We start from the raw sequence: 24,773 nt of genomic DNA, 5'->3' as shown, positions 1-24,773 counted from the left end.
CAGTACATCTATGTATACTTTAGGTTTTATTGACATAAATAAAGCTCACTTCAAAGTTTTCATTTTTTCAATGTATACTTTGTAGGGAGCATTTCAAAATCAATGTCTTAGGCTCTACAATATTATATTGGTAGTAGTTGACCGAATGAAAATGCCCATGTAACAAGCATTTTTCAATTATAGGCGGGGCCCCAACATAGAGAATTTCAAAAAGAAATTCTACAGACAATGCAAGTTGGGGTGGGCCCCAACATAGAAGCTGACGAAAAATCAGCTTACAATAATGTGCAAGTTGGCGGGGCCCCAACATAGAAGCTGGCAGAAAGTCAGCTTACAATAACGTGCAAGTTGGCGATGGGCCCCAACATAGAAGCTGGCGAAAAGTCAGCGTACAATAATGTGCAAGTTGGGGAGTGACAACGAAATAAATTTTATAAAATATCATTTCTGTCACATTCCTTCTCCCAATTCCATTTAAATATATAGAAAATTTCACCTATTGTATACATCATACACTTTGAAAATTATCATTTAAATAATCTGATTTGGAATTAAAGTGCATGAAGTATAAGTCACCTTCATATACTAATCAAAGAGGACGTCAACAGTTATTTTATTAGGATTTTTAACATAAACATTTGCTAGATCTGAATGTAATCTTTTGCTTAAATCAATAGTGAAGTTATTACCGCCACCGGTGATCTTAAGCTTACCTTTATTACGATTTTCGTTATATAATATTTTATTTTTTATTAACGCTTCTCGTGCACGGAAATCGATTTCTTTCAATGTTAATACTGGTTTATTGCCTTGGTATATTTTATGTGCACCAATAATCGTTTGTAGTTTATCTTTGTATTGCACAAAAAGATTATAAGTTTTATCAGAAGGTTTTGCGGCTGGTGTAACACCACCTGTAAATGTCTCTCTATAAGACCACCATAACTGATCAGTATCTTTGTCTTTTAGTCCAAATACATCTACGTAACGATCTTTTAACTGATTAATATTTCCCCAACTTTCAGCGCCCCATAAAGAAATATGTGCTGACCATGAATATCTCTTAAGTTCAACATAAATGTTTCCATTATCATATTGATATAGCCATTTATTTGAAAATGAAAAATGAGGCTGTGTGTAATATTTAATTAATTCATTGATGTTAGTTTCATCTTGACCAATGCTATAAGCTTTAGCTTCAGAGTAAAAACTAAATACTGGTTTTTGATTTTGGGGTAATACTGTACCTAATAGTAATAATGTTGTCGTTAAAATTATATTTTTCGTGATGTTCTTATTCATTAGAACATCTCCTTTCAGAGGAATCATGATACGAGGAATAACAAATTTATATTTGAGCGAAGTCAATTTAGCATTTGCGATTATTTTTATTAACTCCGTTTTTATTGTTAGTTTGATTTTTCGAGGATAACTTCAATTTTTGCATTTTGAGGTTTTTTAACATATCTATTTGCATCAGTTGATGGCAACCTTTTACTTAAATCTATTGTGTAGTTATTGTCTGCACCTGTTATTTTAATTTGTCCTTTGTTATAAGAATTATTATATAATTTTTTACTTTTAATTAATGTTTGACGAATACGAAAATCTAATTCTTTTAAAGTTAAAACAGGCTTATTACCTTCATAAACTGGAAATCCGCCAGTAAACGTTTCTGCTTTATCTTTATATGTTACATTCAGTTTATAGTGTTTATCGTTAGGTGTTGCTGCAGGAGTAACACCACCAGTAAACGTTTCTTGAGATAATGCAAAAGAATCAATGGTTTCTTGGTCTTTTATACCAAAAATATCAACGCTTTTATTTCTTAATTGGTTGATATTGCCCCAACTTTCAGGTCCATAAACTTGAATATGACTATACCAAGAAAACTGTAACAACGTTGCATGAATCGTACCGTTATCTTTTTGCCATAACGTTTTGTTAGAGAAGGTTAAATGTTTTTGCGAGTAATATTTAGTTAACTCATTAACGTTAGTTTCATTTTGATTTATATAATAAGCTTTCGCTTCAGTTGAAGAACTGATAGGTGTATTAGGAAATTGTGTTGATGCTGTACCTAATAGTAACAATGTTGTTGATAAAATAATTTTTTTCGTGATGTTATTGTTCATTCGAATTTCTCCTTTGAGTATTGTTGGAATGTTTAATTATAAAAGGGGGGGTTAATTAGATAATTGAAATTATCCGCATTTTCAAAAGGTAATAGGTTAGTTAGATTTTTCGAGTATGACTTCAATTTGTGCATTTTTAGGATTTTTAACATAACGGTTTGTATCAGTTAATTTTAATTTTTTACTTAAATCAATCGTGTAATTATTTCCATCAGCAGTTATCTTAATTTGACCTTTATTAAATTCTTCGTTATATAACTTTTTATTCTTTATTAATGTTTGACGAATACGGAAATCTAATTCTTTTAAAGTTAATACTGGTTTATTTCCTTTGTAAAATTCATGTCCACCGATGATAGTTTGTTGTTTATCACTATATTTTAAAAATAGTCTATAAGGCTTATCAGATGAAGTAGCTGCTGGCGTAACACCACCAGTAAATGTTTCATCATAAGTCCAGTAACCTTCAACTGTGTCCTCATCTTTAGTTCCAAATATATCAACGTATTTATTTCTCAACTGATTAATGTTTCCCCAACTCTCGGAACCAAACACTTGAATATGACTATACCAAACCCACGTTTGCAATGTTGCATGAATGCTACCATTGGGCTTTTGCCATAACCATTTTCCAGATAATGAAAAATGCGGCTGAGTTTAATATTTGATTAGTTCATTGATATTAGTCTCGTTTTCACTGATATTATAGGCTTTTGCTTCAGATGAAAAACTGATTGGTGTTTTAGGAAGTTGTGTTGATGTGGTTCCTAAAAGTAACAATGCTGTTGATAAAACTAATTTATTCATGATGTTCTTTTTCATATGAAAATCTCCTTTGCGTGAATTACCCAAAGTATATAAGCTATTACACCGATTCGGAATTAAATAAAAGCTAAAACTATGTTAAATAAACTTAAACAGTTAGTAGTGTTATTTAAGCAAAACTTATCATTTTTAAGTTTTGGACAGAAACAGTACCTAATAAAGTAGGATGGAGTTATATATTAAAAACGACACATTAGAATTATTCTCTAATCAATTGCATTAAATTGTTTGATAATTGAATTTTCTAACTACTTGAAAAATAGTTATACTTTAAATGTAGTACTTATTTTAATAATTTCCTACTACTTAAATTTAATATTAATAAAATGTTTATTTAATTATTGATAAAATATTACAAATTTTAATAGTAGGTTGTGTTTATTTTGTATGCGCTTACAATTTAGGTGTAACTAAAATAAAAGGAGTTGTTATTAATGAAAAATTTACGAAACAGAAGTTTTTTAACTTTATTAGACTTTTCAAGACAAGAGGTAGAATTCTTATTAACACTCTCCGAGGATTTAAAACGTGCTAAATATATTGGCACTGAAAAGCCTATGTTAAAAAATAAAAATATTGCACTGTTGTTTGAAAAAGATTCTACAAGAACGCGATGTGCATTTGAAGTTGCAGCGCATGATCAAGGTGCAAATGTAACTTATTTAGGCCCAACTGGATCACAAATGGGTAAAAAAGAAACAACTAAAGATACTGCACGTGTGCTTGGTGGAATGTATGATGGCATTGAATACCGTGGTTTTTCACAAAGAACAGTAGAAACTTTAGCTGAATATTCAGGCGTACCAGTGTGGAATGGTTTAACTGATGAAGATCATCCTACTCAAGTTCTTGCTGATTTCTTAACAGCAAAAGAAGTCTTAAAAAAAGATTATGCAGATATTAACTTTACATATGTTGGAGATGGTCGTAATAACGTTGCAAATGCATTAATGCAAGGCGCTGCCATTATGGGTATGAACTTCCATTTAGTTTGTCCAAAAGAATTAAATCCAACAGATGAATTATTAAATCGCTGTAAAAATATTGCCGCTGAAAATGGTGGCAACATATTAATCACAGATGATATTGACCAAGGTGTAAAGGGTTCGGATGTAATTTACACTGACGTTTGGGTATCAATGGGTGAACCTGATGAAGTATGGAAAGAACGACTCGAATTATTGAAACCGTATCAAGTGAATAAAGAAATGATGGATAAAACTGGTAATCCTAATGTTATTTTTGAGCATTGCTTACCATCTTTCCACAATGCTGATACTAAAATTGGACAACAAATTTTTGAAAAATATGGAATTCGAGAAATGGAAGTTACAGATGAAGTATTCGAAAGTAAAGCTTCAGTTGTATTCCAAGAAGCTGAGAACAGAATGCATACAATAAAAGCAGTCATGGTTGCTACATTGGGTGAATTTTAGATGATATAAGGAAGTGAATATAATGGCGAAAATAGTAGTAGCATTAGGTGGTAATGCTTTAGGAAAATCACCTCAAGAACAACTCGAACTTGTTAAAAATACTGCGAAATCATTAGTAGGATTAATAACAAAAGGACATGAGATTGTTATTAGTCATGGTAATGGACCACAGGTTGGAAGCATTAATTTGGGACTTAACTATGCTGCAGAACATAACCAAGGTCCGGCATTTCCATTTGCTGAATGTGGCGCAATGAGTCAAGCTTACATCGGCTATCAATTACAAGAAAGCTTACAAAACGAATTGCATTCTATTGGAATGGATAAACAAGTGGTAACACTAGTGACACAAGTTGAAGTTGATGAAAATGATCCGGCATTTAACAATCCTTCAAAACCAATTGGGTTATTTTACAACAAAGAAGAAGCTGAACAAATTCAAAAAGAAAAAGGATTTATATTTGTTGAAGATGCTGGAAGAGGGTATAGACGTGTTGTTCCTTCACCACAACCCATCTCTATTATTGAATTAGAGAGTATTAAAACACTTATTAAAAATGATACACTCGTTATTGCTGCTGGTGGTGGAGGTATACCAGTAATTAGAGAGCAACATGATGGTTTTAAAGGTATTGATGCAGTTATAGACAAAGATAAAACAAGTGCGTTGTTGGGTGCTAATATTCAATGCGATCAATTGATTATTTTAACAGCAATTGATTATGTATATATTAATTTTAACACTGAAAACCAACAGCCTTTGAAAACAACAAATGTTGATGAATTAAAACGATATATAGACGAAAATCAATTTGCAAAAGGAAGTATGTTACCAAAAATTGAAGCAGCCATATCATTTATTGAAAACAATCCAAAAGGAAGTGTGCTTATAACATCATTAAATGAATTAGATGCTGCCATAGAGGGTAAAGTAGGTACTGTGATTAAAAAGTAATTGAATTGAAACGCTTTTCAATTACTATATGTCAAACGCATGATTTTTATTATTTATGTGCACCCCTGAAAATAATGCCTCTATTTTGATGCGGGGTGCACTTTCTTAATTTATATTTATAAAATCTTTAAGGTAGAAATGCTAGGTTAAATGTCGAAGGAGATGAAACCGTGGAAAATACAATTAATGAAAGTGAAAAGAAAAAACGATTTAAATTAAAAATGCCAGGTGCATTTATGATTTTATTCATTTTAACGGTTGTTGCAGTTATAGCAACATGGGTTATTCCTGCTGGTGCATATTCTAAACTTTCTTACGAACCTTCATCCCAAGAACTAAAGATAGTTAACCCTCATAACCAAGTGAAAAAGGTTCCAGGTACGCAACAGGAACTAGACAAAATGGGGGTAAAAATTAAGATTGAACAATTTAAATCAGGTGCAATTAATAAGCCGGTATCAATTCCGAATACTTATGAAAGATTAAAGCAACATCCAGCTGGACCAGAACAAATAACAAGTAGCATGGTTGAAGGTACGATAGAAGCGGTCGATATCATGGTATTCATTCTTGTATTAGGGGGACTTATTGGCGTAGTTCAAGCCAGTGGTTCTTTTGAATCGGGATTGTTAGCTTTAACGAAGAAAACAAAAGGGCATGAATTTATGCTAATTGTGTTTGTATCAATACTAATGATTATCGGCGGTACGTTATGCGGTATTGAAGAAGAAGCTGTAGCATTCTATCCGATTTTAGTCCCTATATTTATAGCGTTAGGATACGACTCTATCGTTTCAGTTGGTGCAATATTCCTTGCCAGCTCTGTCGGTAGTACATTTTCAACTATTAACCCGTTCTCGGTTGTAATTGCCTCTAATGCCGCTGGTACAACTTTCACGGATGGTTTGTATTGGAGAATAGGTGCTTGTATTGTCGGTGCGATTTTTGTTATTAGTTATTTATATTGGTACTGTAAAAAAATTAAAAAAGATCCTAAAGCGTCATATTCTTATGAAGACAAAGATGCTTTTGAACAGCAATGGTCTGTATTAAAAGATGACGATAGTGCCCATTTTACTTTGCGTAAGAAGATAATCCTTACATTATTTGTACTACCATTTCCAATTATGGTATGGGGAGTTATGACGCAAGGTTGGTGGTTCCCAGTTATGGCTTCAGCATTTTTAATATTTACAATTATAATAATGTTTATTGCTGGGACAGGTAAATCTGGATTGGGAGAAAAAGGAACTGTAGATGCATTTGTCAATGGCGCATCAAGTTTAGTAGGTGTATCTTTAATTATTGGCTTAGCTCGAGGTATTAATTTAGTGTTGAATGAAGGTATGATTTCAGATACAATCTTACACTTTTCATCATCTTTAGTTCAACATATGAGTGGACCATTATTTATCATCGTATTACTATTTATTTTCTTCTGTTTAGGTTTTATCGTGCCATCATCTTCTGGATTAGCGGTATTATCAATGCCTATTTTTGCACCACTAGCTGATACAGTAGGTATACCAAGATTCGTCATCGTTACGACATATCAATTTGGTCAATATGCGATGTTATTCTTAGCGCCGACTGGACTTGTTATGGCCACACTACAAATGTTAAACATGCGATATTCACATTGGTTCCGATTTGTATGGCCGGTAGTTGCTTTTGTATTGATTTTCGGTGGCGGAGTACTAATTACGCAGGTACTAATTTATTCCTAATTTGAAATGCTATATTATAAAAAAATACTAATTGGGTTTTATGCATCTCGTAGGTTTGTAGAAATACTAAACTAAGCGAGGTGCATTATTATTTTTGATTAAGAAAATAATGACGGTAATGATAACACTAGTAAGTAATTGATACAATGTTCTATTTAATAATGATATTTTTAAAATATGTTTTTAATGTAATGTTAGATCTATGGTATATTATATTTATCGTGGTAAATATGTATTTGCTGTAAACAGTTTTTGTAACACATGATACATATGGTTGTGAAAATAGCATAAATAAAGGATGGCTATAAATGACACATTTGACAAAGGTTTTAGATACACTAACTGGAATATGCGTAGTATTATTATTTAGTAAATATTTTGTGGCGTATGCAAATATGGTATTTGATTGGAATTTAAGATGGTATATGCTAGAAAACATACCACATTTGCCAATTATATTATTTATTCTGATGTTTATTTTCGGAGTTCCTTCTGAAATGATAAAAGATAGGCAAAGGAAAAATAACGGCGTTTAATTTATCGATATTTAGAGGTGATAAAACTTGTCAACTATTACAAAAACTAAAATAAAAATCTTTATTAATTATTTTATTGGTATATTAGCTTTGGCGTTTGCTGCTTATATATTATTTAAATAAAGAATAGAGTGAAACGTGTTTATGAATTAGACGTTCTAGTATAGTTACTACAGCTTTAGTCAGAAGGTATCATTGTTGTTCATACATTAGATCATATTAAATCAAAGAGGTATTGATACACACCAAAAAGAGGCAAGATTACCTGCCTCTTTTTTAGTTATTAAATATGCGTGGTAATTCTGGGTAATAGTGTTACTGAGACGCATTACGAAGAAATTTATCTTGATTTTCCTTTTTTAAAAAGAAGTGAAGATATCCTATAAAGACTCTAAGTACTATTACAGTGGCTAATAACACTTCGATAAACAAAAGGCCTTTCCAAATGACTGGAAACATAAGTACAGGCAAACTGTTCTTTAAAGCAGTTGCAGAGATTACTAAAGGGAATGTGAAAGCTGAAAATACGGGCGAAAAAGGTTCTTTTAGTAATTTAGGCAATTGTATAATGATATAAAAATAAAATATTTGAGCTAATAGTAAAAGTATAATTACGATAAAAGCATTCGCCTTAGGAAAGGCTATAACATATGCTGCAGCGACTAAAGAAAATGGTGCACAAATTGTCGATGTGTTCGGTTTGATTGACGTCTGCAATGGAAATGCTTTTAATCGCTTGAAAACTATAGGTAAGACAATACAAGTAGCTACAAAGCCATATATTACTGTTAATTGACCTATGAAAAAATATCCGCTAACGGGTGCCGTCAATCCTGCGATAGCAATACCAATAAAAAGTACAGTCCACGAAGGATAAACATTCTCAAGTGAAAAATCTTTTAAATATTTAATTGAAAAAATAATCATATGCGTCATAATTCCCACAAGGCATAAAATCCAAATAGGCGTTATTAAATTATTGATAAATGTTATATTACTAAAAAATGTATTTAAATAAGTAGTACCTAAAAAGCCAGACATGAAAAATGTTGTGAACACTGATGAAACTAGAGGGCTGTTTAATTGTTCTTTCACATTATTAAAATATTTGAGCATAGTACATAAAAGGTGAATCCAAATCAAGAAAGCAAAAATTCCGCAAACAGCGTTTAAAGTAAGAGATAAGTCTTTTAATAGATTACCCAGGCCTAATAATCCTAAGACTAGTCCTGACGTTACTAGAGGTGCTTTTTGAAGTCTCATGATTTACAACCTTTCTTATGTGATTTTCTTCACTAATTATATCATGATAGCTATGGCCTATTAATAAGAAGAGTGTGTACTATTACGTTTTTAGAGTATGTATATTGGATTGATAGACACATAATTGACATTTAAATCTCAAAATTAATGATATTTGAGGTATGCTTTGCAACCTAAATATTGGAATATGTGGAAAAGTAATTATTTAATTTAAATGATGATTGAAGATATAAAAGGGGGATACAAAATGAGAAATCAAATTCAAAAACTATTAGACAGTGATTTGAGCAGTTTACATATATCGAAACAAACAGGAGTGCCACAAAGCACAATACACAGAATGAGAAAAAAAGAAAGATCATTAGACAATATGTCATTGAAAAACGCTGAACTACTTTATAAATTTGCCAATGGTATATTTAGTGATGAAAATTAAGAAGAATAATTAGTGAGTTAAATAATTAGAAAACCACGTCTCGATGGGCGTGGTTGTTTTTTAGATGTATATAATTATAATAATAGGATTTCGGGTCCCTGAAAAGTCCCTAAAATTTTGAATAGTATCAAAATCTATAGGGATAATATAATAATAAAAATCTCTAAGCATGCAAATGGTGAGTGTTAAAAATCTTGGTGTAGTTTTGGTGTAGTTCAGGTGCAGTATAGATGAAATTTGAGCGTAAAATTACTTAATTAAAAATGTGTAAACATGTATCAACCGCGTGTCAATTGTGTGTCAAAAAATTCTATAACGAATAAGCATGCTTGTTTTAATTACTGTATTTTCGGAGCTTATGCGGGGGACGTTTTGGTGACGCATCATACTATATTACTGAAATTCAAAACAAAAAGAGTCCCGTAATCACGGAACTCTTTTGTTTGGTAATGTGTATAAAAATACTTATAAACGTCCTGGGAGGGATTCGAACCCCCGACCGATGGCTTAGAAGGCCATTGCTCTATCCAGCTGAGCTACCAGGACACGTTTAACAACACAAGAATTATTATATCTAAATGAACTTAAATTAGCAATACCTTGTAAATAAAAAATGTTTATATTTTTCACTATTATAGAGCTATTTATCTAAAAAGGTTCAATAAGACTTAAATACGAATTCAGGCAACTTAATTGTGTTAAATACAGTTTTGAATGCCTAACTGTATATCTTTTCTCTTTAAAATACAGTTAAGTACATTATAAGATGTTGTGCGGATAAACAAACTAATTGCATCAAATTTATTTTAAAATAACAACAACAAAACGTTAAGCGAATAACATTTCGGTGATTTAAAAGCTACGCACGTTTTTGTTATCTTCAAATTTAAATTTTAAGGAGTGTTTTCAATGGAAGGTTTATTTAACGCAATTAAAGATACCGTAACTGCAGCAATTAATAATGACGGCGCAAAATTAGGCACAAGCATTGTGAGCATCGTTGAAAATGGCGTAGGTTTACTAGGTAAATTATTCGGATTCTAATTTCAATATGTTATGTAAGTAATAAGTATTATTTCAAAGGTGAGGGAGAGATTTAAATGACTGGACTAGCAGAAGCAATCGCAAATACTGTGCAAGCTGCACAACAACATGATAGTGTGAAATTAGGCACAAGTATCGTAGACATCGTTGCTAACGGTGTGGGTTTACTAGGTAAATTATTTGGATTCTAATATAATAACTAATATTCTTTAAAATAAACTGGGTGAGCATACTTTAATGTTATGCACTCAGTTTATTTTATTTGCAGAAGTTTGAGCCTCTGTTAAAATTTAGATACATAGACAATATAGGAGATGGGGAAATTGGGATATAAAAATATTTTGATAGACTTTGATGATACAATTGTTGATTTTTATGATGCGGAAGAATGGGCGTTTCACTATATGGCGAATGTTTTTAATCATAAAGCAACAAAGGATGATTTTTTAACATTTAAAAAAATCAATCACCAACATTGGGAAGCTTTTCAACAAAATAAATTAACGAAGTCTGAAGTATTATCAGAACGATTTGTGAATTACTTTAAACATCATCAAATGGAAGTTGATGGGCATCGTGCAGATGTGTTATTTAGAAATGGATTAGCAGAAGCTAAAGTTAAATACTTTGATCAAACATTAGAAACAATTGTCGAGTTATCGAAAAGACATGATCTATATATTGTTACTAATGGTGTAACCGAAACGCAAAAGAGAAGGTTAAATCAGACGCCGTTGCATAAATATATTAAAAAGATATTTATATCTGAGGAAACAGGATATCAAAAACCTAATCCGGAATTTTTTAATTATGTTTTTAATGATATTGGTGAGGATGAAAGACAGCGCTCGATTATAGTTGGAGATTCTTTAACATCTGACATTCTAGGTGGAATCAATGCGGGTATAGCTACTTGCTGGTTTAATTTTAGAGGATTTGATCATAATCCAGGAATTATACCTGATTATGAAATTAATTCATGGAAACAACTAAATGATATTGTACGTTAAGACAAATAATTTGAAAATGATTTACTTATATTAGCTAAAAAAGTAATTGTAAAAAAGACACTACGAAAAGATGCATTTTCATGCTCGTAGTGTCGAATATTATTATCTTATGGTTTCCACAATAAGACATCATGTCCCTCTATATTTTTAGCTTCCACATCTGTAAATCCATGATGTAAAAAGAAATCCTTAGAATCATTTCTGCCAATGGCTTTAATTGGCATATTGAAACTCTTTGCAAAATCAATCAATTCTGAAGCGTACCCTCTGTTTTGATATTTTGGTAATACTTCTAACTTCCATAATAATATATAATCTTCAAAATCTGGGAAGTAGATTTCTTCGACATCACCTTTTTTTAGTAATGCCATTCTAGCTCCTAATTGATCTCCGACAAATATGCCATAAAATGGTGAATCTGAACTTGCATCAATCATTTGACCGTTTAACTCATTGACCATGTATAAGTCTTTGTTGCCAAACGCTCTAAAGTTTTCGAATAATTCGTCAGTTTTGTAATTAATTTCAAGACGTTTGATTTCACTCATATTTATCTACCCCTTATTTGTTTACTACTATTATTATACATTAAACCACTTGTGTTTTTCATTGATTTGAAAATGTAAAACAATGAATATTATAAATTTTCCATGATTAAATTGATTTTCAAGCCGTAAAATTGTCAATCACCGGTATAGACTTTATACTATAGTTTGTAATCGCGTACTTAAGGAGAAAAAACATGGACTGTAAAGTAGTTAGTTTAAATGAAAAAGATCAGTTTATACCAAAAATAAAGAGCAGTGACCCTGTAATAACAGGATTATTTCAATATGATGCAGCTCAACAAACTAGTTTTGAAAAAAGGATGTCTAAAGAAAATAATGGAAGAGAAGCGGCATTAGCGAATGTTATTCGTGAATATATGAGTGATTTAAAGCTTTCAAGTGAACAAGAATTAAACATACAATATTTAGCTAATGGTTCAAAAGTTGTGATTGGTGGACAACAAGCAGGGCTTTTCGGGGGACCATTGTATACATTCCATAAAATATTTTCAATCATTACTTTATCTAAGGAATTAACGGATACACATAAGCAACAAGTAGTACCAGTTTTTTGGATTGCAGGAGAAGATCATGATTTCGATGAAGTGAATCATACATTTGTTTATAACGAAAATCATGGGTCACTGCATAAGGTTAAATATCATACAATGGAGATGCCAGAGACGACTGTCTCTAGATATTATCCTGATAAGGCTGAGTTGAAACAAACTTTAAAAACGATGTTCATTCATATGAAAGAAACTGTTCATACACAAGGTCTACTGGAGATTTGTGACAGAATTATTGACCAATATGACTCGTGGACTGATATGTTTAAAGCACTACTGCATGAGACATTTAAAGCATATGGCGTTCTATTTATAGATGCGCAGTTTGAGCCGTTAAGAAAAATGGAAGCGCCTATGTTTAAAAAGATTTTGAAAAAACATCAGTTGCTTGATGATGCTTTTAGAGCAACACAACAACGTACTCAAAATCAAGGCTTGAAGGCGATGATACAAACAGATACAAATGTTCATTTATTCTTACATGATGAAAATATGCGTCAATTAGTTACGTATGATGGTAAGCATTTTAAATTAAATAAAACAGATAAGACATATATAAAGGAAGAAATTATAAATATTGCGGAAAATCAACCTGAATTATTTTCTAATAATGTAGTGACAAGACCATTAATGGAAGAATGGCTATTTAACACGGTGGCATTTATTGGAGGACCGAGTGAAATTAAGTACTGGGCTGAACTAAAAGATGTATTTGAACTATTTGATGTTGAAATGCCTATCGTGATGCCAAGGCTTAGAATTACTTATTTAAATGACCGTATTGAAAAATTACTTTCGAAATACAATATTCCATTAGAAAAAGTGTTAGTCGATGGTGTTGAAGGAGAAAGAAGTAAGTTTATTAGAGAACAAGCATCACATCAATTTATTGAAAAGGTAGAAGGTATGATTGAACAACAGCGTCGTCTAAACCAAGACTTATTAGATGAAGTGGCGGGGAATCAAAATAATATTAACCTTGTGAATAAAAATAATGAAATTCATATACAACAGTATGATTATTTGTTAAAACGTTATCTTTTAAACATTGAAAGAGAAAACGACATCAGTATGAAGCAATTTAGAGAAATTCAAGAAACACTCCATCCAATGGGAGGATTACAAGAAAGAATATGGAATCCACTTCAAATTTTGAATGATTTTGGGACAGATGTGTTCAAGCCCTCCACCTATCCACCACTTTCTTACACTTTTGATCATATTATTATAAAACCTTAATATACCAAGGGTTTAGCCCGGTTTATCTTAATGATAAATCGGGCATTTTTTTGTTTTTTAAAATAAATTTCACAAATTTTGTATAAATAGTGGTGGATAGTGGGGAGATGTGGTAAATTATATATAAGGTGAGGTGATAAAAAATGTTCATGGGAGAATACGATCATCAATTAGATACAAAAGGACGTATGATTATACCGTCCAAGTTTCGTTATGACTTAAATGAGCGTTTTATTATCACAAGAGGCCTTGATAAATGTTTATTCGGTTACACTCTAGACGAATGGCAACAGATTGAAGAGAAAATGAAAACCTTACCTATGACAAAAAAAGACGCACGTAAGTTTATGCGTATGTTCTTCTCTGGTGCTGTTGAAGTAGAACTTGATAAGCAAGGGCGTATTAACATCCCTCAAAACTTGAGGAAATACGCTAATTTAACTAAAGAATGTACAGTAATCGGTGTTTCAAATCGTATTGAGATTTGGGATAGAGAAACTTGGAATGATTTCTATGAAGAATCTGAAGAAAGTTTCGAAGATATTGCTGAAGATTTAATAGATTTTGATTTTTAAAATGGAGGAATTGAAGTGTTTCATCATATCAGCGTTATGTTAAACGAAACCATTGATTATTTAAATGTAAAAGAAAATGGTGTGTACATTGACTGTACGCTAGGTGGAGCGGGACATGCCCTTTATTTACTAAATCAATTAAATGACGACGGAAGATTAATAGCAATCGATCAAGACCAAACTGCAATTGATAATGCTAAAGAAGTATTAAAGGATCATTTGCATAAGGTGACTTTTGTTCATAGCAACTTCCGTGAATTAACTCAAATATTAAAAGACTTAAACATTGAAAAAGTAGATGGAATCTATTACGACTTGGGTGTTTCAAGCCCACAACTCGACATTCCAGAACGAGGATTCAGTTATCACCATGACGCAACATTAGACATGCGTATGGACCAAACACAAGAACTAACAGCATATGAAATTGTTAACAATTGGTCATATGAAGCGTTAGTGAAGATTTTTTATCGCTATGGCGAGGAGAAATTTTCAAAACAGATAGCTCGAAGAATCGAAGCACATCGCGAACAACAACCAATAACAACAACATTAGAATTAGTTGACATTATAAAAGAAGGTATTCCTGCAAAAGCAAGAAGAAAAGGCGGACATCCTGCAAAACGAGTATTTCAAGCACTACGAATTGCAGTAAACGATGAATTGTCAGCTTTTGAAGATTCAATAGAACAAGCGATTGAATTAGTGAAAGTAGACGGCAGGATTTCGGTAATCACTTTCCATTCTTTAGAAGATCGTTTATGTAAACAGGTGTTCCAAGAATATGAAAAAGGTCCAGAAGTACCAAGAGGATTACCAGTTATACCAGAAGCATATACACCTAAGTTAAAGCGTGTTAATCGTAAACCGATTACCGCTACAGAAGAAGATTTAGATGACAATAACAGAGCACGAAGCGCGAAATTACGTGTAGCTGAAATACTTAAATAAGGAGCAATTTATAATGGCTGTAGAAAAAGTGTACCAACCATATGACGAACAAGTTTATAATAGTATACCGAAGCAACAACCACAAACTAAGCCCGAAAAGAAGACTGTTTCGAGAAAAGTGGTTGTACAATTAACTAAATTTGAAAAAGTTTTATACATAACTTTGATTACTGTAATTGCTATGTTAAGTATTTATATGCTATCTTTAAAAATGGATGCGTATGATACGCGAGGAAAGATTGCAGATTTAGATTATAAAATAGATAAACAATCAAGTGAAAACAGTGCTTTACAATCTGAAATCAAAAAGAATTCTTCTTATGAACGCATATACGAAAAGGCTAAGAAACAGGGGATGAGCCTTGAGAACGATAATGTAAAGGTAGTGCGTAGTAATGGCGAAGCAAAAAATTAAAATTAAAAAAAATAAAATAGGGGCAGTCCTACTTGTTGGTTTATTCGGACTGCTCTTTTTTATATTGGTTTTAAGAATTTCATATATCATGATTACTGGACATTCTAATGGTCAAGATTTAGTCATGAAGGCAAATGAAAAGTATTTAGTTAAGAATGCACAACAACCAGAACGAGGAAAGATATATGATCGTAATGGTAAAGTGCTAGCAGAAGATGTAGAAAGATATAAACTTGTTGCAGTAATAGATAAAAAGGCGAGTGCCAATTCTAAAAAACCTAGGCATGTAGTTGATAAAAAAGAGACTGCAAAGAAATTATCTACAGTCATTGATATGAAGCCAGAGGAAATTGAAAAGAGACTTAGTCAAAAGAAAGCCTTCCAAATTGAATTTGGACGCAAAGGAACAAATTTAACGTATCAGGACAAATTGAAAATAGAGAAAATGAATTTGCCTGGTATTTCTTTATTGCCTGAAACAGAACGCTTTTATCCAAATGGCAATTTTGCATCACACTTAATTGGTAGAGCTCAGAAAAATCCGGATACTGGTGAACTTAAAGGTGCGCTTGGAGTTGAAAAGATTTTTGATAGTTATTTAAGTGGATCTAAAGGATCATTGAGATATATTCATGATATTTGGGGATATATTGCACCAAATACTAAAAAAGAGAAGCAGCCTAAACGTGGTGATGATGTCCATTTAACAATCGATTCAAATATTCAAGTATTTGTTGAAGAAGCTTTAGATGGCATGGTTGAAAGATACCAGCCGAAAGATTTATTTGCGGTTGTCATGGATGCCAAAACTGGAGAAATTTTAGCATACAGTCAGCGACCAACATTTAATCCTGAAACTGGTAAAGACTTTGGTAAAAAGTGGGCAAATGACCTTTATCAAAACACATACGAGCCTGGATCAACATTTAAATCATATGGGTTAGCAGCTGCTATTCAAGAAGGTGCTTTTGATCCTGATAAGAAATATAAATCTGGACATAGAGATATTATGGGTTCACGCATTTCAGACTGGAATAGAGTCGGTTGGGGTGAAATCCCAATGTCACTCGGATTTACTTATTCATCTAATACATTGATGATGCATTTACAAGATTTAGTTGGTGCAGACAAAATGAAATCTTGGTATGAACGATTTGGATTTGGAAAATCAACTAAAGGTATGTTTGATGGAGAAGCACCTGGTCAAATTGGATGGAGTAATGAATTGCAACAAAAAACGTCATCATTTGGTCAATCGACAACAGTAACACCTGTTCAAATGTTACAAGCGCAATCAGCGTTCTTTAATGATGGTAATATGTTAAAACCATGGTTTGTGAATAGCGTTGAAAATCCTGTTAGTAAAAGACAATTTTATAAAGGTCAAAAACAAATCGCAGGCAAACCAATAACAAAAGATACTGCTGAAAAAGTTGAAAAGCAATTGGATTTAGTTGTGAATAGTAAGAAGAGTCACGCTGCAAACTATCGTATTGATGGTTATGAGGTCGAAGGTAAGACTGGTACAGCACAAGTCGCTGCACCTAATGGTGGTGGATACGTTAAAGGTCCAAACCCATATTTTGTAAGTTTTATGGGTGACGCGCCGAAGAAAAATCCTAAAGTTATTGTATACGCTGGTATGAGCTTGGCACAAAAAAATGACCAAGAAGCTTATGAATTAGGTGTTAGTAAAGCGTTTAAACCAATAATGGAAAATACTTTGAAATATTTAAATGTAGGTAAATCAAAAGATGACACATCTAATGCAGAGTATAGTAAAGTGCCAGATGTTGAAGGTCAAGACAAACAAAAAGCTATTGATAATGTGAGTGCAAAATCATTAGAACCAGTTACTATCGGTTCTGGCACACAAATAAAAGCGCAATCTATAAAAGCAGGGAATAAAGTCTTACCTCATAGTAAAGTACTGTTATTAACAGATGGAGACTTAACTATGCCTGACATGTCAGGATGGACGAAAGAAGATGTCATTGCTTTTGAAAACCTAACAAATATTAAAGTGAATTTAAAAGGTAGCGGTTTTGTGTCCCACCAATCAATTAGTAAGGGACAAAAACTTACTGAAAAAGATAAAATAGACGTAGAATTTTCATCAGAGAATGTAGACAGCAATTCGACGAATAATTCTGATTCAAATTCAGATGATAAGAAGAAATCTGACAGTAAAACTGACAAGGATAAGTCGGACTAACAAGAATGGCTACATTAAATAAGGATGTATTGTCACTATTTGTTTTTACTAAAGTAATGCTGTGATAGAAAACAACATCTTCATTTAATCTTTATAAATAAGTGTTGATAGAGAATTTTAAGGTAGACGAGGTCAGATTAACTTGTTTGTTATAGGCAAACTTTTTATACTGGCCTCTTATGCCGTAAAAAAGAAAAATTATAAATTTTGATTACAACTTTGTTTATTTAATTGAAAAATTGATAATATATTAGTGGTTAAAAAAGTCTGGATTAAGAAGAGGAGATAGTTATGATTTTTGTATATGCGTTATTAGCGCTAGTGATTACATTTGTTTTGGTACCTGTTTTAATACCTACATTAAAAAGGATGAAATTTGGTCAAAGTATTCGAGAAGAAGGTCCGCAAAGCCATATGAAGAAGACTGGTACACCAACGATGGGTGGACTAACATTTCTATTAAGTATTGTGATAACGTCTTTGGTGGCTATTATATTTGTAGAACAAGCTAATCCGATCATACTGTTATTATTTGTGACGATTGGTTTTGGGTTAATTGGTTTTATAGATGATTATATTATTGTTGTTAAAAAGAATAACCAAGGTTTAACAAGTAAACAGAAGTTTTTGGCGCAAATTGGTATTGCGATTATTTTCTTTGTTTTAAGTAATGTGTTTCATTTGGTGAATTTTTCTACGAGCATACATATTCCATTTACGAATGTAGCAATCCCACTATCATTTGCATATGTTATTTTCATTGTTTTTTGGCAAGTAGGTTTTTCTAATGCGGTAAATTTAACAGATGGTTTAGATGGATTAGCAACTGGACTGTCAATTATCGGATTTACAATGTATGCCATCATGAGCTTTGTGTTAGGAGAAACGGCGATTGGTATTTTCTGTATCATTATGTTGTTTGCACTTTTAGGATTTTTACCATATAACATTAACCCTGCTAAAGTGTTTATGGGAGATACAGGTAGCTTAGCTTTAGGTGGTATATTTGCTACGATTTCAATCATGCTTAATCAGGAATTATCATTAATTTTTATAGGTTTAGTATTCGTAATTGAAACATTATCTGTTATGTCACAAGTCGCTAGCTTTAAATTGACTGGAAAGCGTATATTTAAAATGAGTCCGATACATCATCATTTTGAATTGATAGGATGGAGCGAATGGAAAGTAGTTACAGTATTTTGGGCTGTTGGTCTGATTTCAGGTTTAATCGGTTTATGGATTGGAGTGCATTAAGATGCTTAATTACACAGGGTTAGAAAATAAAAATGTATTAGTTGTCGGTTTGGCAAAAAGTGGTTATGAAGCAGCTAAATTATTAAGTAAATTAGGTGCGAATGTGACTGTCAATGATGGGAAAGACTTATCGCAAGATGCTCATGCAAAAGATTTAGAATCTATGGGCATTTCTGTTGTAAGTGGAAGTCATCCATTAACATTGCTTGATAATAATCCAATAATTGTTAAAAATCCTGGAATACCTTATACAGTATCTATTATTGATGAAGCAGTGAAACGAGGTTTGAAAATTTTAACAGAAGTTGAGTTAAGTTATCTAATCTCTGAAGCACCAATCATAGCTGTAACGGGTACAAATGGTAAAACGACAGTTACTTCTCTAATTGGAGATATGTTTAAAAAAAGTCGCTTAACTGGAAGACTATCCGGCAATATTGGTTATGTTGCATCTAAAGTAGCACAAGAAGTAAAGCCTACAGATTATTTAGTTACAGAGTTGTCGTCATTCCAGTTACTTGGAATCGAAAAGTATAAACCACACATTGCTATAATTACTAACATTTATTCAGCGCATCTAGATTACCATGAAAATTTAGAAAACTATCAGAATGCTAAAAAGCAAATATATAAAAATCAAACGGAAGAAGATTATTTGATTTGTAATTATCATCAAAGACAAGTGATAGAGTCGGAAGAATTAAAAGCTAAGACATTGTATTTCTCAACACAACAAGAAGTAGATGGTATTTATATTAAAGATGGTTTTATCGTTTATAAAGGTGTTCGTATTATTAACACTGAAGATCTAGTATTGCCTGGTGAACATAATTTAGAAAATATATTAGCAGCTGTGCTTGCTTGTATTTTAGCTGGTGTACCTATTAAAGCAATTATTGATAGTTTAACTACATTTTCAGGAATAGAGCATAGATTGCAATATGTTGGTACTAATAGAACTAATAAATATTATAATGATTCCAAAGCAACAAACACGCTAGCAACACAGTTTGCCTTAAATTCATTTAATCAACCAATCATTTGGTTATGTGGTGGTTTGGATCGAGGGAATGAATTTGACGAACTCATTCCTTATATGGAAAATGTTCGCGTGATGGTTGTATTCGGACAAACGAAAGCTAAGTTTGCTAAACTAGGTAATAGTCAAGGGAAATCGGTCATTGAAGCGAACAATGTCGAAGACGCTGTTGATAAAGTACAAGATATTATAGAACCAAATGATGTTGTATTATTGTCACCTGCTTGTGCGAGTTGGGATCAATATAGTACTTTTGAAGAGCGTGGAGAGAAATTTATTGAAAGATTCCGTGCCCATTTACCATCTTATTAAAGGGTGTGAGTATTGATGGATGATAAAACGAAGAACGATCAACAAGAATCAAATGAAGATAAAGATGAATTAGAATTATTTACGAGGAATACATCTAAGAAAAGACGGCAAAGAAAAAGATCAAAGGCTACACATTTTTCTAATCAAAATAAAGATGATACATCTCAACAAGCTGAGTTTGATGAAGAAATTTACTTGATAAATAAAGACTTCAAAAAAGAAGAAAGCAAAGATGAAAATAATGATTCTGCTTCTAGTCATGCGAATGATAATAATATCGATGATTCTACAGACTCTAATATTGAAATTGAGGATTATAGATATAATCAAGAAATTGACGACCAAAATGAATCGAATGGAATTGCAGTCGACAACGAACAATCTCAATCAGCTCCTAAAGAACAAAATAGCGACTCGAATGATGAGGAAACAGTAACGAAAAAAGAACGAAAAAGTAAAGTAACACAATTAAAGCCATTAACACTTGAAGAAAAGCGGAAGTTAAGACGTAAGCGACAAAAACGGATCCAATACAGTGTTATTACAATATTGGTATTGTTGATTGCTGTTATATTAATTTACATGTTTTCACCACTTAGTAAAATTGCGCATGTAAATATAAATGGAAATAATCACGTTAGTACTTCAAAGATAAACAAAGTGTTAGGTGTTAAAAATGATTCGAGGATGTATACGTTTAGTAAAAAAAATGCTATTAATGATCTCGAAGAGGATCCATTAATCAAAAGTGTTGAGATACACAAGCAATTACCAAACACATTAAACGTAGATATCACAGAAAATGAAATTATTGCTTTAGTGAAATATAAAGGTAAATATTTACCTTTATTAGAAAATGGTAAATTGCTTAAAGGTTCAAATGATGTCAAAATTAATGATGCACCTGTCATGGATGGTTTCAAAGGTACAAAAGAAGATGATATGATTAAGGCGTTATCTGAAATGACACCTGAAGTTAGACGATATATTGCCGAAGTGACATACGCCCCAAGTAAAAACAAACAAAGCAGAATTGAATTGTTTACGACAGATGGACTTCAAGTAATCGGTGATATTTCGACGATATCTAAGAAAATGAAATATTATCCGCAGATGTCACAATCATTATCAAGAGATAGTTCGGGTAAACTAAAAACACGAGGCTATATTGATTTATCAGTCGGTGCTTCATTTATCCCATACCGTGGAAACACGTCTACTCAATCAGAAAGCGATAAAAATGTGACTAAATCATCTCAAGAGGAAAATCAAGCAAAAGAAGAATTACAAAGCGTTTTAAACAAAATTAACAAACAATCAAGTAAGAATAATTAAAAAATTTTGATATTGTCTATGTTTATAGTTCACAAGCCATTCAACGTATTGTAAACTAAAGATAGTGTATTTTTTAATAGTAATTTGTCAGGAGGTGCCTATCTATGGAAGAACATTACTACGTAAGTATTGATATTGGATCATCAAGCGTAAAAACAATAGTAGGCGAGAAATTTCACAATGGTATAAATGTGATAGGTACAGGACAAACCTACACGAGCGGTATAAAAAATGGTTTAATTGATGATTTTGATATTGCGCGTCAAGCAATCAAAGACACAATTAAAAAGGCATCAATCGCTTCGGGTGTTGATATTAAAGAAGTTTTCCTGAAATTACCTATCATTGGAACGGAAGTTTATGATGAATCAAATGAAATCGACTTTTATGAGGATACAGAAATCAACGGTTCACATATCGAAAAAGTATTAGAAGGTATTAGAGAAAAAAATGATGTGCAAGAAACAGAAGTAATTAATGTGTTCCCGATTCGTTTTATAGTCGATAAAGAAAATGAGGTTTCAGACCCTAAAGAATTAATTGCCAGACATTCATTAAAGGTTGAAGCAGGCGTAATTGCTATTCAAAAATCGATTTTAATTAATATGATTAAATGCGTTGAAGCATGTGGTGTTGATGTATTAGATGTTTATTCTGATGCATATAACTACGGTTCAATCCTAACAGCTACTGAAAAAGAGTTAGGTGCATGTGTCATTGATATTGGTGAAGACGTTACGCAAGTTGCTTTTTATGAACGCGGTGAATTAGTAGATGCTGATTCTATCGAAATGGCAGGGCGTGATATTACAGACGATATTGCACAAGGGTTAAACACTTCTTATGAAACTGCTGAAAAAGTTAAACACCAATATGGTCATGCATTCTATGATTCTGCTTCAGATCAAGATATCTTCACTGTTGAACAGGTTGATAGTGATGAAACAGTACAGTATACTCAAAAAGATTTGAGTGACTTTATTGAAGCGCGTGTAGAAGAAATATTCTTCGAAGTATTTGATGTTTTACAAGATTTAGGATTAACAAAAGTAAATGGTGGGTTTATTGTAACTGGTGGATCTGCAAACTTACTTGGCGTAAAAGAATTATTATCAGATATGGTAAGTGAAAAAGTTAGAATTCACACGCCATCACAAATGGGAATTAGAAAACCTGAATTTTCTTCAGCAATTTCTACAATTTCTAGTAGTATCGCTTTTGATGAGTTATTAGATTATGTTACAATTAATTATCATGATAATGAAGAAACTGAAGAAGATGTTATTGATGTGAAAGACAAAGATAACGAATCTAAATTAGGCGGATTTGATTGGTTTAAACGTAAAACAAACAAAAAAGATACTCATGAAAATGAAGTAGAGTCAACAGATGAAGAAATTTATCAATCAGAAGATAATCATCAGGAACATAAACAGAATCATGAACATGTTCAAGACAAAGATAAAGAAGAAAGTAAATTCAAAAAACTAATGAAATCTCTATTTGAATGATTATTGGCCAATAAAACTAGGAGGAAATTTAAATGTTAGAATTTGAACAAGGATTTAATCATTTAGCGACTTTAAAGGTCATTGGTGTAGGTGGTGGCGGTAACAACGCCGTAAACCGAATGATTGACCATGGAATGAATAATGTTGAATTTATCGCTATCAACACAGACGGTCAAGCTTTAAACTTATCTAAAGCTGAATCTAAAATCCAAATCGGTGAAAAATTAACACGTGGTTTAGGAGCAGGAGCTAATCCTGAAATCGGTAAAAAAGCTGCAGAGGAATCTCGTGAGCAAATTGAAGATGCAATCCAAGGTGCAGACATGGTATTTGTTACTTCTGGTATGGGTGGCGGAACTGGTACTGGTGCAGCACCAGTCGTTGCTAAAATTGCAAAAGAAATGGGCGCATTAACTGTTGGTGTTGTAACTCGTCCATTTAGTTTTGAAGGACGTAAACGTCAAACTCAAGCTGCTGCTGGAGTAGAAGCTATGAAAGCTGCAGTAGATACATTAATCGTTATACCAAATGACCGTTTATTAGATATCGTTGACAAATCTACGCCAATGATGGAAGCATTTAAAGAAGCTGACAACGTGTTACGCCAAGGTGTACAAGGTATCTCAGACTTAATCGCTGTTTCTGGTGAAGTAAACTTAGACTTTGCAGACGTTAAGACAATTATGTCTAACCAAGGTTCTGCATTAATGGGTATTGGTGTTTCTTCTGGTGAAAATAGAGCGGTAGAAGCTGCTAAAAAAGCAATCTCTTCTCCATTACTTGAAACATCTATCGTTGGTGCACAAGGTGTGCTTATGAATATTACTGGTGGCGAGTCATTGTCATTATTTGAAGCACAAGAGGCTGCTGATATTGTCCAAGATGCTGCAGATGAAGACGTTAATATGATTTTCGGTACAGTTATTAATCCTGAATTACAAGATGAGATTGTTGTAACAGTTATTGCAACTGGTTTTGATGACAAACCAACATCACATGGTCGTAAATCTGGTAGCACTGGATTCGGAACAAGCGTAAATACTTCTAGCAATGCAACTTCTAAAGATGAATCATTCACTTCAAATTCATCAAATGCACAAGCAACTGATAGTGTAAGTGAAAGAACACATACAACTAAAGAAGATGATATTCCTAGCTTCATTAGAAATAGAGAAGAAAGACGTTCAAGAAGAACAAGACGTTAATCGGTTAATATATACACAAATAATTCAACACAAATCATCAGATAACATATCTGATGATTTTTTTACTAATTTTTAGAACATGTAGAAGGACATTTAAGTTTTTCGAAGTCATTAAAAGTGTTTAAGTATCGTGTCAAAATTAAGTCAAAAATTATTTGCGCAACATTTTAACTTTAAACATAAATGTTATATTATATAATTATTAACTTTGTACAGTTAGACGAAGATAATTTAA

General features: G+C 32.3%; 22 protein-coding genes, 1 tRNA gene and 1 pseudogene. 18 read left to right on the top strand and 6 right to left on the bottom strand.

Annotated features, from left to right (window positions below; genetic code table 11):
• Window positions 1-585: 585 nt before the first annotated feature.
• From JV528_RS11980 to JV528_RS11970, 3 genes and pseudogenes are all read right to left on the bottom strand, one after another.
• On the bottom strand, window positions 586-1,302 hold the full coding sequence (locus JV528_RS11980; protein WP_001038857.1) for a superantigen-like protein SSL12: 717 nt from the start codon (window positions 1,300-1,302) through the stop codon (window positions 586-588).
• A gap of 107 nt (window positions 1,303-1,409) precedes the next feature.
• A complete protein-coding gene (locus JV528_RS11975; protein WP_001063563.1) occupies window positions 1,410-2,135 on the bottom strand; it encodes a superantigen-like protein SSL13 in 726 nt (241 codons plus the stop codon).
• Window positions 2,136-2,231: 96 nt separating this feature from the next.
• A pseudogene (locus tag JV528_RS11970) lies at window positions 2,232-2,957 on the bottom strand (superantigen-like protein SSL14).
• Between the two features lie 437 nt (window positions 2,958-3,394).
• On the opposite strand from JV528_RS11970, the gene argF reads away from it, so the two are divergent.
• The 4 genes from argF to elxI1 all read left to right on the top strand — a co-directional run bounded on the left by argF (window position 3,395) and on the right by elxI1 (window position 7,614).
• The gene (gene argF / locus JV528_RS11965; protein ID WP_000793607.1) at window positions 3,395-4,396 is read left to right on the top strand and encodes an ornithine carbamoyltransferase; all 1,002 of its coding nucleotides are present in this window, start codon (window positions 3,395-3,397) and stop codon (window positions 4,394-4,396) included.
• 22 nt (window positions 4,397-4,418) lie between these two features.
• Window positions 4,419-5,351: a carbamate kinase gene (gene arcC, locus JV528_RS11960; protein ID WP_001074341.1), complete on the top strand. Its 933-nt coding sequence runs from the start codon at window positions 4,419-4,421 to the stop codon at window positions 5,349-5,351.
• A gap of 170 nt (window positions 5,352-5,521) precedes the next feature.
• A complete protein-coding gene (locus tag JV528_RS11955; RefSeq protein WP_000432070.1) occupies window positions 5,522-7,078 on the top strand; it encodes a YfcC family protein in 1,557 nt (518 codons plus the stop codon).
• Window positions 7,079-7,386: 308 nt separating this feature from the next.
• Window positions 7,387-7,614 carry an epilancin biosynthesis-related protein ElxI1 gene (gene elxI1, locus JV528_RS11950; RefSeq protein ID WP_000149424.1) on the top strand — a complete coding sequence of 76 codons (228 nt, stop codon included), beginning with the start codon at window positions 7,387-7,389 and terminating at the stop codon, window positions 7,612-7,614.
• Between the two features lie 315 nt (window positions 7,615-7,929).
• Here elxI1 and JV528_RS11945 read toward each other — a convergent pair whose 3' ends face one another.
• Entirely contained in the window at window positions 7,930-8,877 is a 948-nt protein-coding gene (locus JV528_RS11945; RefSeq protein WP_001239293.1) for a TDT family transporter, read from the bottom strand.
• Window positions 8,878-9,124: 247 nt separating this feature from the next.
• Here JV528_RS11945 and JV528_RS11940 point away from each other — a divergent pair, with 247 nt between their 5' ends.
• The gene (locus tag JV528_RS11940; protein WP_001245795.1) at window positions 9,125-9,313 is read left to right on the top strand and encodes a hypothetical protein; all 189 of its coding nucleotides are present in this window, start codon (window positions 9,125-9,127) and stop codon (window positions 9,311-9,313) included.
• 472 nt (window positions 9,314-9,785) lie between these two features.
• Here JV528_RS11940 and JV528_RS11935 read toward each other — a convergent pair.
• Window positions 9,786-9,859, bottom strand: a tRNA-Arg gene (locus JV528_RS11935).
• 363 nt (window positions 9,860-10,222) lie between these two features.
• Here JV528_RS11935 and JV528_RS11930 point away from each other — a divergent pair.
• From JV528_RS11930 to JV528_RS11920, 3 genes are all read left to right on the top strand, one after another.
• Window positions 10,223-10,357 carry a beta-class phenol-soluble modulin gene (locus JV528_RS11930; protein ID WP_000398672.1) on the top strand — a complete coding sequence of 45 codons (135 nt, stop codon included), beginning with the start codon at window positions 10,223-10,225 and terminating at the stop codon, window positions 10,355-10,357.
• Window positions 10,358-10,413: 56 nt separating this feature from the next.
• Window positions 10,414-10,548, top strand: coding sequence for a beta-class phenol-soluble modulin (locus tag JV528_RS11925; protein WP_000147103.1), 135 nt, complete (start codon window positions 10,414-10,416; stop codon window positions 10,546-10,548).
• A gap of 123 nt (window positions 10,549-10,671) precedes the next feature.
• On the top strand, window positions 10,672-11,367 hold the full coding sequence (locus tag JV528_RS11920) for a YjjG family noncanonical pyrimidine nucleotidase (RefSeq protein ID WP_078369307.1): 696 nt from the start codon (window positions 10,672-10,674) through the stop codon (window positions 11,365-11,367).
• Window positions 11,368-11,474: 107 nt separating this feature from the next.
• On the opposite strand, the gene JV528_RS11915 is transcribed toward JV528_RS11920, so the two are convergent.
• Entirely contained in the window at window positions 11,475-11,915 is a 441-nt protein-coding gene (locus JV528_RS11915; RefSeq protein WP_001289711.1) for an N-acetyltransferase, read from the bottom strand.
• Between the two features lie 194 nt (window positions 11,916-12,109).
• Here JV528_RS11915 and bshC point away from each other — a divergent pair, with 194 nt between their 5' ends.
• The 10 genes from bshC to ftsZ all read left to right on the top strand — a co-directional run bounded on the left by bshC (window position 12,110) and on the right by ftsZ (window position 24,538).
• Window positions 12,110-13,723 carry a bacillithiol biosynthesis cysteine-adding enzyme BshC gene (bshC, locus tag JV528_RS11910; RefSeq protein ID WP_000340483.1) on the top strand — a complete coding sequence of 538 codons (1,614 nt, stop codon included), beginning with the start codon at window positions 12,110-12,112 and terminating at the stop codon, window positions 13,721-13,723.
• Between the two features lie 143 nt (window positions 13,724-13,866).
• Window positions 13,867-14,298 (top strand): division/cell wall cluster transcriptional repressor MraZ, encoded by a 432-nt coding sequence (gene mraZ, locus JV528_RS11905; protein WP_000480800.1) that lies wholly within the window; start codon window positions 13,867-13,869, stop codon window positions 14,296-14,298.
• Between the two features lie 15 nt (window positions 14,299-14,313).
• A complete protein-coding gene (gene rsmH, locus JV528_RS11900) occupies window positions 14,314-15,249 on the top strand; it encodes a 16S rRNA (cytosine(1402)-N(4))-methyltransferase RsmH (protein ID WP_000468384.1) in 936 nt (311 codons plus the stop codon).
• A gap of 13 nt (window positions 15,250-15,262) precedes the next feature.
• Window positions 15,263-15,664: a cell division protein FtsL gene (ftsL, locus tag JV528_RS11895; protein WP_000257598.1), complete on the top strand. Its 402-nt coding sequence runs from the start codon at window positions 15,263-15,265 to the stop codon at window positions 15,662-15,664.
• Window positions 15,645-17,879 (top strand): penicillin-binding protein, encoded by a 2,235-nt coding sequence (locus JV528_RS11890; RefSeq protein WP_001118652.1) that lies wholly within the window; start codon window positions 15,645-15,647, stop codon window positions 17,877-17,879. Before ftsL ends, JV528_RS11890 begins: the two co-directional genes overlap by 20 nt.
• Before the next feature lie 291 nt (window positions 17,880-18,170).
• Window positions 18,171-19,136: a phospho-N-acetylmuramoyl-pentapeptide-transferase gene (mraY, locus tag JV528_RS11885; protein ID WP_000578468.1), complete on the top strand. Its 966-nt coding sequence runs from the start codon at window positions 18,171-18,173 to the stop codon at window positions 19,134-19,136.
• Between the two features lies 1 nt (window position 19,137).
• Window positions 19,138-20,487: a UDP-N-acetylmuramoyl-L-alanine--D-glutamate ligase gene (gene murD, locus JV528_RS11880; RefSeq protein WP_000935992.1), complete on the top strand. Its 1,350-nt coding sequence runs from the start codon at window positions 19,138-19,140 to the stop codon at window positions 20,485-20,487.
• A gap of 15 nt (window positions 20,488-20,502) precedes the next feature.
• A complete protein-coding gene (locus JV528_RS11875; RefSeq protein ID WP_000342196.1) occupies window positions 20,503-21,822 on the top strand; it encodes a cell division protein FtsQ/DivIB in 1,320 nt (439 codons plus the stop codon).
• Between the two features lie 104 nt (window positions 21,823-21,926).
• Window positions 21,927-23,333 carry a cell division protein FtsA gene (gene ftsA, locus JV528_RS11870; protein ID WP_000391032.1) on the top strand — a complete coding sequence of 469 codons (1,407 nt, stop codon included), beginning with the start codon at window positions 21,927-21,929 and terminating at the stop codon, window positions 23,331-23,333.
• Window positions 23,334-23,365: 32 nt separating this feature from the next.
• A complete protein-coding gene (gene ftsZ / locus JV528_RS11865; RefSeq protein ID WP_000888997.1) occupies window positions 23,366-24,538 on the top strand; it encodes a cell division protein FtsZ in 1,173 nt (390 codons plus the stop codon).
• Window positions 24,539-24,773 lie beyond the last annotated feature (235 nt).

Source organism: Staphylococcus sp. GDB20D11A (assembly GCF_016893255.1).
GTDB classification, from domain to species: Bacteria; Bacillota; Bacilli; order Staphylococcales; family Staphylococcaceae; genus Staphylococcus; species Staphylococcus aureus.
Note: the sequence above shows the minus strand (reverse complement) of the source record. Positions and strands in the feature narration are given on the sequence as shown.

What these genes read in the sequence shown, in the direction of transcription:
- arcC (WP_001074341.1), top strand. Translation starts at nt 4,419, where the DNA reads ATGGCGAAAATAGTAGTAGCATTAGGTGGTAATGCTTTAGGAAAATCA.
- JV528_RS11890 (WP_001118652.1), top strand. Translation starts at nt 15,645, where the DNA reads ATGGCGAAGCAAAAAATTAAAATTAAAAAAAATAAAATAGGGGCAGTC.
- bshC (WP_000340483.1), top strand. Translation starts at nt 12,110, where the DNA reads ATGGACTGTAAAGTAGTTAGTTTAAATGAAAAAGATCAGTTTATACCA.
- JV528_RS11940 (WP_001245795.1), top strand. Translation starts at nt 9,125, where the DNA reads ATGAGAAATCAAATTCAAAAACTATTAGACAGTGATTTGAGCAGTTTA.
- JV528_RS11945 (WP_001239293.1), bottom strand. Translation starts at nt 8,877, where the DNA reads ATGAGACTTCAAAAAGCACCTCTAGTAACGTCAGGACTAGTCTTAGGA.
- JV528_RS11925 (WP_000147103.1), top strand. Translation starts at nt 10,414, where the DNA reads ATGACTGGACTAGCAGAAGCAATCGCAAATACTGTGCAAGCTGCACAA.
- mraZ (WP_000480800.1), top strand. Translation starts at nt 13,867, where the DNA reads ATGTTCATGGGAGAATACGATCATCAATTAGATACAAAAGGACGTATG.
- ftsA (WP_000391032.1), top strand. Translation starts at nt 21,927, where the DNA reads ATGGAAGAACATTACTACGTAAGTATTGATATTGGATCATCAAGCGTA.
- argF (WP_000793607.1), top strand. Translation starts at nt 3,395, where the DNA reads ATGAAAAATTTACGAAACAGAAGTTTTTTAACTTTATTAGACTTTTCA.
- JV528_RS11975 (WP_001063563.1), bottom strand. Translation starts at nt 2,135, where the DNA reads ATGAACAATAACATCACGAAAAAAATTATTTTATCAACAACATTGTTA.
- murD (WP_000935992.1), top strand. Translation starts at nt 19,138, where the DNA reads ATGCTTAATTACACAGGGTTAGAAAATAAAAATGTATTAGTTGTCGGT.
- JV528_RS11980 (WP_001038857.1), bottom strand. Translation starts at nt 1,302, where the DNA reads ATGAATAAGAACATCACGAAAAATATAATTTTAACGACAACATTATTA.
- mraY (WP_000578468.1), top strand. Translation starts at nt 18,171, where the DNA reads ATGATTTTTGTATATGCGTTATTAGCGCTAGTGATTACATTTGTTTTG.
- JV528_RS11915 (WP_001289711.1), bottom strand. Translation starts at nt 11,915, where the DNA reads ATGAGTGAAATCAAACGTCTTGAAATTAATTACAAAACTGACGAATTA.
- JV528_RS11930 (WP_000398672.1), top strand. Translation starts at nt 10,223, where the DNA reads ATGGAAGGTTTATTTAACGCAATTAAAGATACCGTAACTGCAGCAATT.
- elxI1 (WP_000149424.1), top strand. Translation starts at nt 7,387, where the DNA reads ATGACACATTTGACAAAGGTTTTAGATACACTAACTGGAATATGCGTA.
- ftsL (WP_000257598.1), top strand. Translation starts at nt 15,263, where the DNA reads ATGGCTGTAGAAAAAGTGTACCAACCATATGACGAACAAGTTTATAAT.
- JV528_RS11920 (WP_078369307.1), top strand. Translation starts at nt 10,672, where the DNA reads ATGGGGAAATTGGGATATAAAAATATTTTGATAGACTTTGATGATACA.
- ftsZ (WP_000888997.1), top strand. Translation starts at nt 23,366, where the DNA reads ATGTTAGAATTTGAACAAGGATTTAATCATTTAGCGACTTTAAAGGTC.
- JV528_RS11875 (WP_000342196.1), top strand. Translation starts at nt 20,503, where the DNA reads ATGGATGATAAAACGAAGAACGATCAACAAGAATCAAATGAAGATAAA.